Consider the following 12,282-nt stretch of genomic DNA (forward strand, 5'->3'; position numbering starts at 1 on the left):
AGGTACAAATAAGCATTGTTTATTTTTGTACTCATCTTAAATTCCTATGGGGTTTGTATTGATATTAATTGAGTTAGTTGAGGGCTAAAGTAATGAATTAGTAGCACTTTAGTTTTGTAAACTGAAAAATTTTCCTTTTGAGTTTAAGAAAGACTATATAGAATATGGTAGATTTCGTTGGTATTTTAAAAAATACAATTAATGCGCAAAAAAATGTTACGCCAAAATTACGCGAACGAGTTTATAAAAAGGCTATTGAAACATTAGAGCATAAAATTGTAAATATGAAATTGCCAAAAGAAGCAATAAAGGTGCAAAGATGTGCTTTGCAAAATGCTATTACGACTGTTGAAGAGGAATATTTAGCTGTTGAAAAAGAGCTATTTTCTTCAATTATGGGGTGGAATTATAAAGAAAAAAACAATGATGAAAAAAATGCACAAAATTCTCCTTCATCATTAGAAAATGATGGTTCGATTTTAGTTACAGAAAAACAACAACAATTATCTATTACTAATTCAGTTGACAATAAGATTTCTGATAAGGCATCTGTAATATCAGATATGTCAGATGCGGAATTTGTTAATATAAATCTTCTTAGTACCTGTGAAAAAGCTCAGAATACTGAAAAAAGCATGTTTAAGAGTACTTTTTTGGCTTCTACTTTGCAAGCAGATAATTCTCATATTGTTTCACATATCTTTTCGCAAGCTTTACGGCGTGCTAACCGGTCATCGTTACAAAAGCGTATTTTGATAGGTATTATTGTTTTTTTGGGTCTTGTTATTTTGTTTAGTGGTACTTTTTTTGTTAGTGGACGTATATTTATATCAAGCGATCAAAATTTACAGGAGAAAAATATTCAAATATCTAATACGCTACAAAAAGCATCTCAAACGAATCGAAAATTAACACAACGCTTATTAGAAGATGGTAGTGAGATTGATGTTGGTCCAGCTGAAAAAACCGACTTTCCGAGTAAGGAAGGGACATCAACAGTTGTTGCGACTAATTTAAGGTCGTTTGGACAGGTAGGTGAAGCTTCACTATATCAAATGCGTACTGAAAACGATGCCGAAAAAGTAACAAAGGGTAATGCGTCATGGTCACTTATAGAGGACGATTCTGTTGAAGGAGCTTTAGGAGAATTAGCTATAAGAGGCGATATTACAATTCCGAATGAGGGATTATCATTACGGTTAACTTTACGTCGTAATACTGATGAATCTCTGAATGCTGCTTATATTATAGATCTTATTTTTATTACTTCTGATAAGTTTTCAGGTAAAACAATCAATAATATTAAATCATTGACCTTTAAAGCAAATGAAAAATCGATCAATCAAACTCTAATTGGAACTGTAACTGCTAAGGTTGATAATGATTTTTTCCTTTTTACATTGATTGGCAATCATCCGTTTCTTGATCGAAATCTGCAATTGATACGTGACCTAGGTTGGATTCGTTTAGTGATGAGTGACAAAAATGGACGTGTGCACGAATTAACTTTTGCAAAAGGACCAGCAGGTGAAGCCATTTTTAATAAAGTTATTGGACAATGGCTTACGCAAAAAGATAAACCACACTCCTCTAGTTTTAAAACCAAAAGTCCTAATATAGAGGAAATAAAACGTAACACCCCTATAAGAGCAAGTTCTTTATAAACTCACTTTAATGGGTCTATTTTCGCAGTATGAATACACGCGCTGTGCACTAAGCTTCCGTTTTTTCAGATTTTTGCAAACAAACCTGATCTTGCATTTTCTTTTGTAATAAAGCAGAGATTTTAATGGAATTTTGTATTTTTTCAAATGCACGCATTTCAATCTGTCTGACACGTTCTCGACTAATATTAAATTCATTCGAGAGTTCTTCTAACGTCAGCGGTTCATCTCTTAAACGACGCGCTTTAAAGATACGTTTTTCGCGTTCATTCAGATTATCCATAGCTTGTATTAACATAGAATGACGATTCTCTAATTCGTCTTGTTCAATTAAAATTTGTTCTTGGCTATTTGAATCATCAACCAACCAGTCTTGCCATTCATAATTCTCACCTTTCTTTGTAAGAAGAGGAGTATTAAGAGAAGCATCACCGTTCAGCCGACGGTTCATTGATACCACTTCATCTTCTGTAACTTTTAATCGTGTTGCAATTTCTTTAACTTGCTCTGCGTTAAGATCACCGCTATCAAACATCTGCAGTTTGTTTTTTAATTTACGAAGGTTGAAAAAAAGGCGTTTTTGATTAGCAGTTGTTCCTATTTTTACTAAACTCCATGACCGTAAAACATATTCTTGAATTGATGCTTTAATCCACCACATTGCATAAGTTGCAAGACGAAATCCGCGTTCTGGTTCGAAACGCTTCACAGCTTGCATAAGTCCAATGTTTCCTTCTGAAATAACTTCTCCAATAGGTAAACCATAACCTCGATATCCCATTGCAATTTTCGCTACAAGACGTAAATGACTGGTTACCAATTTATGAGCTGCCTTTGGATCGTTATGTTCATGATAACGCTTAGCTAACATATATTCTTCTTGTGGCTCAAGTACTGAAAAACGACGAATTTCTTCTAGATAGCGACTAAGACCGCTATCATTTGCGATAAATGATGGTAAGTTTACATGGGCCATATAGCACCCTCCTTTTGCATGAATTCCCTTAAAGGCGAATTTTATTTACAAACATTATATATATAATACGCTTCTTATTTTATTTACACCACTAAAATTCATAATTTTATTCGAAATTAGATATTTTATTATGAAATCTTATAATGATCAAAGGTTTCAATTAAATTTTTTAAAGTGATTGATGAGATCAGCAAGATCTTTGGGAAATGGCGAGGAAAAAGACATAATTTCGCCGTTAGCTGGATGCTCAAAGGTAAGGCTAGTTGCATGGAGCGCTTGCCGATTGAATTGATCAATTGTATTTTTAATTACAGGGTCAAGAGCATTTGATTTTGTTTTAAAAGCATTTCCATAAACTTTATCACCTATCAGAGGGTGCCCAATATGGGCCATATGTACGCGAATTTGATGTGTGCGTCCAGTTTCTAAACGACATTCCAGAAGACTAGCAAAAGGTGTTGTCTTATTACAAGTTCGGTATTTCTCTAATAAAGAAAAATGCGTAACAGCATGGCGAGCATTAGCATGTTCACTATCAACAACAGAGCGCTTTGTTCGATCATGAGAAGAACGGGCAAGAAACGTATCAATTGTCGCAATATTGCAATTAGGAGAGCCCCAAATTATAGCATGATAACGTCGGTCTAATGCGCTGGTTCGTCCATGATCAGCAAATTGGGCATTAAGGTTTCTATGAGCAATATCATTTTTAGCGATAACCATAACACCGCTTGTGTCTTTATCGAGACGATGAACAATACCAGGACGTTTAATACCCCCGATGCCAGATAAACTATCACTACAATGATAAATAAGAGCGTTTACTAAGGTGCCTGTCCAATTACCATTGCCAGGATGAACAACAAGACCAGCTGGTTTATTAATAACAATAATATGATTATCTTCAAAGAAAATATCAAGAGTTATAGCTTCGCCTTGAGGACGTGAGTCATTAGGAGCAGGTATTGTCAATTCAATTATTTGATTAGGTTTTAATTTTGTTTTCGGTTCCTTTATTAATTGACCATCAATTTTTAAATAACCTTCACGGATTAGAGTTTGCAGACGCGAACGTGATAATTCATTTTTATATTGTTTAGCAAGCCATTGATCAATTCGTTGTCCACATGCATTTTCATTTGTTATGTATTGTACCACTAAACGATCCTCTTTTTGAGGTTTTTGATTAGATTTTTTACCAATATGAAATCGCTTTGGTATCTAAAAACTCTTCAATTCCCCATTTTCCACCTTCACGAGCACGTCCAGATTGTTTTACACCTCCAAAATAACTACCATCAGGTAAATCGTGTCCATTAACTTCTACCATACCAGAACGAAGTTGTGCAGCAATACGTTGACATTTGCTTCGGTCTTGTGATTGTATATAATTTGTGAGACCATATTCTGTATTATTAGCTAAGGCTATAGCTTCTTCTTCTGTATTAAAGGAAGTAATTGAGAGGACTGGACCAAATATTTCTTCTCGGAAAATACGCATATGTGGTTTAACATCAGCAAAAACTGTTGGTTGTATATAATAACCTCGTTTCATGCCTATAGGGAGACCTGTACCACCAGCGACAAGAGTTGCTCCTTCATCGATTCCAGATTGGATAAGAGCCTGAATTCTATCGTATTGTTGTTTTGATACTACGGGACCAATGTGATTTCCTGATTGGTAATTTGGACCTACCATTGTTTTTTCAGTAATATGTTTTGCTATTGTTATAGCTTTGTTATAGATTGTATGTTCTACAAGCATACGTGCTGGTGCATTGCAGCTTTGTCCACTGTTATGAAAACAATTGTTTACCCCACGTTGAATAGCATCAGCATCAGCATCAGCAAAAATAAGATTAGCCCCCTTTCCTCCTAGTTCTAAACAGACCCGTTTTAAGGTATCACTAGCATTTTTAGAAATCGCTTTTCCTGCTCTCGTTGAGCCAGTGAAACTAATCATTTCTAAATCTGGATGTGAAGATAAATAGGAGCCTACATTGGTTCCATCACCGTTGATTAAATTAAAAACACCAGCAGGTAAAGCAGCTTCATCTAAAATTTCAGCAAAGAGCATTGCAGAAAGAGGAGCAAGTTCAGAAGGTTTTAAGATCATAGTACAGCCAGCCAATAACGCAGGAATGACTTTTAGAGTTATTTGATTCATGGGCCAATTCCATGGTGTAATCAATCCGACTACGCCAATAGAATCATATTGCAAGATTGCATGGCTGCAATCTTTTATTAAAATTTTTTGAAAAGAAAAATCTTTGAAAGCTTTGATAAAATTGCGAATATGATAGCTACCAGCTGCAGTTTGAGAATTACGCGCCATATCAATAGGTGCACCCATTTCCATTGAAATAGTTTTGGCGATATTTTCGGAACGTTTTTCGTAGATTTCTAAAATTTTTTCAACAAAAGCAAGACGTTGTTCTGGTGTAGTTGTTTTCCAGTTTTGAAAAGCATTTTTGGCAGCAGTAATTGCTTTATCTACATCTTTGATATTTCCAATACTAATAACAGCACAGATTTCCTCTGTTGATGGGTTAATAACGTGAAGATCATCGCTTTTGCTTGGATTTTCCCATAGACCGTTGATATAAAATTGTCTCTTATTTAACATAATCTACTTACCATTTTTTTGTCTTTAAACTCTAATATACAGTTGGCTTTTGTAACAAGGTTTCTTATTGAAATGCGAACAGGTTTAAAACGAAAGCTTAACACGACATTATCATAGCAATGAACTGTATTATTTTAATCAATTTTTTCTTCTAATAGAGCGTTTAATTTCTTTTATTATCAATTTTTCTTTAAAAATTGACGATTGGCAAAAGGTTATTAACCTTCGTAATATAAAATTTACGTATTCTCATTGTAAAAATAGTTATTCTCATTTTTTTATAATTTGTTGGGTATCATGCGTCATTTGAAAAAAAAATCTATTTCTATGTCTTTTTCTGCTGATAAAAGTGCAAAAGATGTATCAAAAAAAAATTCATCCACTAGTGTTGTTGAAATACTTTCTTATCCTACGGTGTGGAAAAAAGCATTTGCTCTTGGACAAAACGTACGTTTTACTCGAACACCAGAAGTAGAGATTTTGCGTCGTCGCATAGAGACAGATCCGATTTTTGCAAAACAATTTAAAATTTTTGCCAAGCAAAAGCAGCAAAGATTTACAAATATGACAAAATTGGACAGAGCAGTAATAGAGCCTCAATTGACAGAGAATGAAATGAATATTCAGTTATCTGAAAAGAAAGCATCACTTTATTCTTCAGCTGCTTTCAAGCAATTTGTGCAACAGACTATGGTTACACCAATTGAAGAAAAAAAAGTGCATCATTCATCTTTGGTAGAAGTAGAAGGCGTAACACCAAAAACAGATCATACGTTGTATCTTTCTAATTATTTGTCTGATGATGCATTTTTTGAATGCAATCCTTTTATATTAGAACAATTGAAGCATAAGACTTCAAAAGAAGAGGTGTCGGTTAATTCTATTCGTAATGAAGATTTATTGGAGACCGATTCTGTTGTTAATAAATCAATTACTGATTTTTACCGTGTATTTGAATGCCGTTTTCCTCAGTTTTGTAATATGGATGTATCAAAAGCTTCAACAGGCGATATGAAAAATTCTGAGAAAGCTTTTGATGGAAGCTGTATAGAAAACGAAGTTGTCGAAGAGATTGAAATGTGTCATGTCCAATCTTCTTTGAAAGACGGAGACAATAAAGGAGTTGCAAAGAGCCAAGATTTGCCTGTTATCGAAGAATCTATTCATGAAACAAACAATATGATCGGTGTTGTAGCGCATAATGATCTTCTTCATGTTACTGATTGCATGACAGTAAAAGAGAATGCAGTTGATGTTTCTCGAATGAGAAGAGAAAAAAGTGAACAGCAAGCTAAAAATATACCATTTCGTGGCCGTGATTCAACTTTTGTACCAAGTTTTCATTCTGTGAACTACGATTCTTATGAGTTTCCTCCAATTGATTTATTACAGGAGCCTGTTTTTCAAGATGGTACAATTGTTTCGCAAGAAACATTGGAGCGTAGTGCAGGACTTTTGGAAAGCGTTTTAGAGGATTTTGGCATTAAGGGTGAAATTATTCATGTTCGTCCAGGGCCAGTGGTAACAATGTATGAATTTGAACCAGCTGCTGGAGTTAAGTCATCACGAGTTATTGGTCTTTCTGATGATATTGCTCGTTCTATGTCTGCTATTTCTGCACGTGTTGCTGTAATTCCTGGACGTAATGTTATTGGAATTGAGTTGCCAAATGCAGTTCGTGAGACTGTTTATTTACGTGAATTAATTCAATCAAGTACTTTTGCTGATAGCGAATTTAAATTAGCTCTCGCTTTAGGGAAAGGGATTAATGGTGAGCCTGTGACAGCAGAATTAGCAAAAATGCCTCATTTGTTAGTTGCTGGAACGACAGGCTCAGGAAAGTCAGTTGCTATTAATACAATGATTTTGTCGATTCTTTATCGACTTTCACCAGAGCAGTGCCGTTTGATTATGGTCGATCCCAAAATGCTGGAACTTTCTATTTATGATGGTATTCCACATCTTCTAACACCTGTTGTAACTGATCCAAAAAAAGCTGTAACAGTTTTAAAATGGGCAGTTCGTGAAATGGAAGAGCGTTACCGAAAAATGGCTAAATTGGGTGTACGTAATATTGATGGTTTTAATGCACGGATTGCACTTGCTGTAGAAAAAGGCGAAACAATTATGTGTACTGTACAATCGGGTTTTGATAAAGAAAGTGGAGAAATACTTTATCATGAAGAAGGGCTGGATTTGATACAGCTACCTTATATTGTAATTATTGTTGATGAAATGGCTGATCTTATGATGGTGGCTGGTAAAGAGATTGAAGGCGCTATTCAACGTTTAGCACAAATGGCTCGCGCTGCTGGTATTCACCTTATTATGGCAACCCAGCGTCCTTCTGTTGACGTGATTACAGGTACAATTAAGGCAAATTTTCCTACTCGCATTTCTTTTCAAGTTACATCGAAAATTGATAGTCGTACAATCTTAGGTGAACAAGGCGCTGAAACACTTTTAGGTCAGGGAGATATGCTTCATATGGCTGGAGGTGGCCGTATTGTGCGTGTGCATGGACCTTTTGTTTCTGATAAAGAAGTGGAGTCAGTTGTTGCTCACCTTAAAGGGCAAGGAAAACCTGATTATTTAGCGACAGTAACGGATGGTGAAGAGGATGATAATGATGCCGAAGTTGTTGATTCTGTTTCTGAAATTGTTGCAGCAGGAAATTCTAGTGAAGATGGTGAAGAGCTTTATATACAAGCGGTTAAAATTGTATTGCGTGATAAAAAGTGCTCAACATCTTATATTCAGCGTCGTCTTGCTATTGGCTATAATAAAGCTGCTTCTCTTGTAGAACGAATGGAAGAGGAAGGTATTGTTGGGGCAGCCAATCATGTAGGAAAACGTGAAATTTTGCTTAGTAAGTTCACTTAAAAAGGATATGAAATCTCATAATTATCACATCTGTATTAGGATCTAAATATTCATTTTTTATAAGTGTGGAAATGATTCTGCGTTTATTTTTTTTATAATAATAATAAAAAATAACAGAACAGAAAGGCTATTTTAAGATTTCAGTTAAATAAGTTATTGTCTATCTATTTTTATAAAGTACTTACAAAATTGTAATGATATATAACGATTAGGAATAGACAATAAAACAAAGTGTACAAAAGATACAGCTTTACAAGCAAATAGATAGCAAACATAGCAACAACATAATTATTGTAACTGGTGGGACTCTATACTATCATGTCAGAAATATTAGAAGAAATTGGTAGCCAAATCCATTAAACGTAATCACGGAACAAAAGTGAAAATTTTTTTATGTTCCGTGAATAAAGTTATGTGAAAGTTATGTGTATGAATTTATTTTTTATTGGCTAATAGATCTCTGATTTCTGTTAAAAGTTTCTCTTCAAGAGACAGCTCTGTTGGGTTTTCAGCTTCTTTTTGTTGGCGGCGTATTTTATTGATGCCTTTAACAAAAAGAAAAAGGACCCAAGCAATAATCAGAAAATTGATAAAAAGTGTTATAAAATTTCCATAGCTAATAGTTGCTCCTGCTTCTTTCGCGGCATTTAGAGTTGCTTTTTTTTCACCGGCGAGTTGAATAAACATATTAGAGAAGTCAATACCACCTGTGATAAGACCAATAACTGGCATAAAAATATCATTAACGATTGAATTAATTAGGCCACCAAAAGCGCCTCCTATAATGACACCGATGGCTAAATCAATCATGTTTCCTTTTAAAGCAAATTCTTTGAATTCTTTAAGCATTATGTTTTCCTATTTATATGTGCGATGTATAACAATTTTAACTATCGCTTTTAACAAAAAAGAAAAGAGTAATTTTAATTTTCTTGCTAAATTATAGTTTGGATATTAACCATATTTAATATTAAAGGTATTTGATAATAAAAATCTATATTTTAAAAATTATAAATTATAAAAATATGTTAGATTTATAAACTTATCTTAATTATTTATCTGATTTCTGTTCAATCTTTGTAAGAGTAAATTTAATCACTTAGTTATATTATAAATTTTGGTACTATAGAGATTTATTTCATAATTTATATGCTATTTTACCTTTATTGGTGGTTTTTGATGCGCGATAATTTCAATAAAATGCGAAAAGTAGATTTTATTTTATAAAGGCAAATTTATGAGTTTTTTTCATTGTATTGGTCATTCTGCTTTATTTTTGTTAGATCCGGAGCGTGCGCATCATTTAGCTATTTCCGGACTAAAAAGTGGATTGGTTGGTTGTCAAAGGATTGTTGATAAGCGTTTATTTGTCAATGTTTTGGGGCTTGAGTTTGAAAATTTTATTGGTCTTGCTGCAGGTTTTGATAAAAATGCAGAAGTTGTAGATGCTATTTTACGCTTAGGATTTGGTTTTACTGAAATTGGTACAGTCACACCAAAACCACAAATTGGAAACTCAAAACCACGGCTTTTCCGTTTGGTAAAGGACGAAGCTATTATTAATAGAATGGGTTTTAATAATGACGGATATCAAATTGTTTATCGCAGGCTTTGTATGCGTAAACGAATTGGTATTGTAGGAGTCAATATTGGTGCGAATAAGGATACGGTAAATAGGATTGACGATTATATTTCTGGTATTGCTTTTTTTTATGATGTTGCTGATTATTTTGCTCTTAATATTTCTTCGCCTAATACACCAGGTTTACGTAACTTACAGATCCGTGATAGCTTGCGTTTTTTGATTCAAGAAGTTTCGCGAGCACGTAGGGAACAAAAGGAAAAACATGGATTCTCTATTCCGATTTTTTTGAAAATTGCTCCTGATTTGACGGAGAAAGAATTGGATGATGTGGCTCAAGAAATAAGTGTTTCTGATTTTGATGGTTTAATTGTTTCTAACACGACTCTTTCGCGTCGAGGGCTCACGGATAATAGGTGGATTACTGAAGAAGGCGGGCTATCGGGACGTCCATTATTTGAACGTTCTACTATTGTTCTTGCAAAAATGCGTAAAAAATTAGGAAAAAATATTGCAATTATTGGTGTTGGTGGTGTGAGGGACGCACAAACAGCTTTGGAAAAAGTTAAAGCTGGTGCAGATTTGATTCAAATTTATAGCGGAGTGATTTATGAAGGAAAAAATATTGCTGTGACCATTATGAAAGAAATTTTGCAATTGATGCAGCAAGATGGTATTGATACTATAACAGCTTATCGTGATTATCATGTTGACAATTGGGCAAAATGTGCACTTCCTTTATAATTTATTTATAATAAAGTTGTTGCTTTTTGATAAAAAATGCAAGATTTTTTTAAAGGGGCTTGCAAACTCTTTTGATCTTCCGTATGTCACGCAAACGAAAAGTAAGTATTTATGCGGTTGTAGCTCAGCTGGTTAGAGCGCTGGTTTGTGGCACCAGAGGTCGTAGGTTCAAATCCCACCAACCGTACCACCTTTCACTGTTTTGGGTAAAATTAAACGGTGTCTTAGAAAATCGGTAGGTGTATTTTTCTTGATGTAAAGTTATTGTGTTCTTTAAATAAAAATTAAGCTAATGAAATTTTTGCACAGTATTGATTATATAAAATGATCTTATGATAAAGAGGGCTTAATTTTTTTGAATTGGTGCGTTATGACTGTGAAAAATAGTGGACAAATGAAGAACGAAAATTGTAAGCCTATTGCTGATTTTGTCAAAAATTTACGTGGTGTAAAAGATTGGGAGCAAGTTTCACAATGGCTTGCATTCCGAAATGTAGAGGATATCGAGTGTATTACACCTGATCAGGCAGGGGTAGCGCGTGGCAAGATGATGCTTTCTAAAAAATTCACATCAGATGCATCATTAGCATTGCCTTCATCTGTTTTTATGTCAACAATTTCAGGAAATTATCCTGAAGATGGCAATGGTTTTGAATACCCAAAAGCAGATGGTGATTTACGTCTTGAGCCTGATCTTTCTACATTGACTATTGTTCCATGGGAAGACGCTCCTACAGCACAGGTAATTTGTGATCTTATTTATCAAGATGGACAGACTGTTGAGTATACACCGCGTAATGTTTTGAGAACAGTGATTGATTTTTACACTCAGATGGGTTTAAAGCCAATTGTTGCACCAGAAATTGAATTTTATTTTGTGCAAAAGAATCCTGATCCTGATTATCCTTTGATGCCTCCAGTTGGTCGTTCTGGTCGTTCAATTGGAGGAGGACAGGGATATTCGATTGCTGGTGTAAATGAATTTGATGAGGTGATTGACGATATTTACCATTTTTCAGAAGCACAAGGATTGGAAATTGATACGCTTATTCATGAAGAAGGAGCAGGTCAATTTGAAATTAATTTACGTCATGGAGATCCTATTGAATTAGCTGACCAAGTTTTTATGTTTAAACGCACTATCCGTGAAGCAGCACTTAAACATAATATGTACGCAACTTTTATGGCAAAGCCTATCCAGGGGCAGCCAGGATCTGCTATGCATATTCATCAATCTGTTATTGATAAAGAAACAGGTGCTAATCTTTTTACAGAAGAGAATGGTGAAGAAAGTATATATTTTCGCTATTTCATTGGTGGATTACAAAGACATATGGCAGCTGCTCTTGTTATGCTTGCTCCTTATGTAAATTCTTATCGGCGCCTCATGCCTGGAATTTCAGCTCCAGTTAATTTGCGATGGGGATATGATAATCGTACAACAGCTTTTCGTGTGCCACGTTCTATTCCTCAGGGACGACGTGTTGAGAATAGAATTCCTTCATCAGATACTAATCCTTACTTGGCACTTGCAGCTTCTTTAGCTTGCGGTCTCATTGGTTTGCAACAAAAGCTTGAACCAGATAAACCAACAACAAGAACTGTAAATGCTGATAATATCGAATTACCACGTGGACTTATCGAAGCGGTTAATTTGTTTGAACAAGATAAAGAGCTTCGTGCCATTTTAGGAGATACATTTGTTAGTACCTACGCTGCTATTAAACGACAGGAATTTGAAATTTTTATGGAAGTTATTAGTCCGTGGGAGCGTGAATATCTTCTGCTGAATATTTAAGCATTCTTA

General features: G+C 34.6%; 8 protein-coding genes and 1 tRNA gene. 5 read left to right on the top strand and 4 right to left on the bottom strand.

The window, feature by feature from the left end:
• Positions 1 to 164: 164 nt before the first annotated feature.
• Positions 165 to 1,664 carry a hypothetical protein gene (locus tag BJB63x_RS00465; RefSeq protein ID WP_078718541.1) on the top strand — a complete coding sequence of 500 codons (1,500 nt, stop codon included), beginning with the start codon at positions 165 to 167 and terminating at the stop codon, positions 1,662 to 1,664.
• Between the two features lie 49 nt (positions 1,665 to 1,713).
• On the opposite strand, the gene rpoH is transcribed toward BJB63x_RS00465, so the two are convergent.
• From rpoH to BJB63x_RS00480, 3 genes are all read right to left on the bottom strand, one after another.
• Positions 1,714 to 2,640, bottom strand: coding sequence for an RNA polymerase sigma factor RpoH (gene rpoH, locus BJB63x_RS00470; protein WP_078718542.1), 927 nt, complete (start codon positions 2,638 to 2,640; stop codon positions 1,714 to 1,716).
• 156 nt (positions 2,641 to 2,796) lie between these two features.
• Positions 2,797 to 3,798: an RluA family pseudouridine synthase gene (locus BJB63x_RS00475; RefSeq protein WP_194284789.1), complete on the bottom strand. Its 1,002-nt coding sequence runs from the start codon at positions 3,796 to 3,798 to the stop codon at positions 2,797 to 2,799.
• Positions 3,799 to 3,835: 37 nt separating this feature from the next.
• Positions 3,836 to 5,266, bottom strand: a complete 1,431-nt coding sequence (locus tag BJB63x_RS00480; protein ID WP_078718544.1) for an aldehyde dehydrogenase family protein — start codon at positions 5,264 to 5,266, stop codon at positions 3,836 to 3,838.
• Positions 5,267 to 5,563: 297 nt separating this feature from the next.
• On the opposite strand from BJB63x_RS00480, the gene BJB63x_RS00485 reads away from it, so the two are divergent.
• Positions 5,564 to 8,149, top strand: coding sequence for a DNA translocase FtsK (locus tag BJB63x_RS00485; RefSeq protein WP_078719493.1), 2,586 nt, complete (start codon positions 5,564 to 5,566; stop codon positions 8,147 to 8,149).
• A 435-nt stretch (positions 8,150 to 8,584) separates the two neighbouring features.
• Here BJB63x_RS00485 and mscL read toward each other — a convergent pair whose 3' ends face one another.
• On the bottom strand, positions 8,585 to 8,998 hold the full coding sequence (gene mscL, locus BJB63x_RS00490) for a large conductance mechanosensitive channel protein MscL (protein WP_078718545.1): 414 nt from the start codon (positions 8,996 to 8,998) through the stop codon (positions 8,585 to 8,587).
• A 388-nt stretch (positions 8,999 to 9,386) separates the two neighbouring features.
• Between mscL and BJB63x_RS00495 the strand changes: the two genes are divergently transcribed.
• From BJB63x_RS00495 to BJB63x_RS00505, 3 genes are all read left to right on the top strand, one after another.
• Positions 9,387 to 10,475, top strand: coding sequence for a quinone-dependent dihydroorotate dehydrogenase (locus BJB63x_RS00495; RefSeq protein ID WP_078719613.1), 1,089 nt, complete (start codon positions 9,387 to 9,389; stop codon positions 10,473 to 10,475).
• Between the two features lie 113 nt (positions 10,476 to 10,588).
• Positions 10,589 to 10,665 (top strand) — tRNA-His (locus tag BJB63x_RS00500).
• Between the two features lie 180 nt (positions 10,666 to 10,845).
• Positions 10,846 to 12,273 carry a glutamine synthetase family protein gene (locus BJB63x_RS00505; RefSeq protein ID WP_078718546.1) on the top strand — a complete coding sequence of 476 codons (1,428 nt, stop codon included), beginning with the start codon at positions 10,846 to 10,848 and terminating at the stop codon, positions 12,271 to 12,273.
• The last annotated feature ends 9 nt before the right edge of the window (positions 12,274 to 12,282 follow it).

The organism is Bartonella sp. JB63 (assembly GCF_002022665.1).
Lineage (GTDB): Bacteria > Pseudomonadota > Alphaproteobacteria > Rhizobiales > Rhizobiaceae > Bartonella.

Bases quoted from the DNA above. Each gene is read 5' to 3' on its own strand.
- BJB63x_RS00465 (WP_078718541.1), top strand. From the start codon at position 165: ATGGTAGATTTCGTTGGTATTTTAAAAAATACAATTAATGCGCAAAAA.
- rpoH (WP_078718542.1), bottom strand. From the start codon at position 2,640: ATGGCCCATGTAAACTTACCATCATTTATCGCAAATGATAGCGGTCTT.
- BJB63x_RS00480 (WP_078718544.1), bottom strand. From the start codon at position 5,266: ATGTTAAATAAGAGACAATTTTATATCAACGGTCTATGGGAAAATCCA.
- BJB63x_RS00485 (WP_078719493.1), top strand. From the start codon at position 5,564: ATGCGTCATTTGAAAAAAAAATCTATTTCTATGTCTTTTTCTGCTGAT.
- mscL (WP_078718545.1), bottom strand. From the start codon at position 8,998: ATGCTTAAAGAATTCAAAGAATTTGCTTTAAAAGGAAACATGATTGAT.
- BJB63x_RS00495 (WP_078719613.1), top strand. From the start codon at position 9,387: ATGAGTTTTTTTCATTGTATTGGTCATTCTGCTTTATTTTTGTTAGAT.
- BJB63x_RS00505 (WP_078718546.1), top strand. From the start codon at position 10,846: ATGACTGTGAAAAATAGTGGACAAATGAAGAACGAAAATTGTAAGCCT.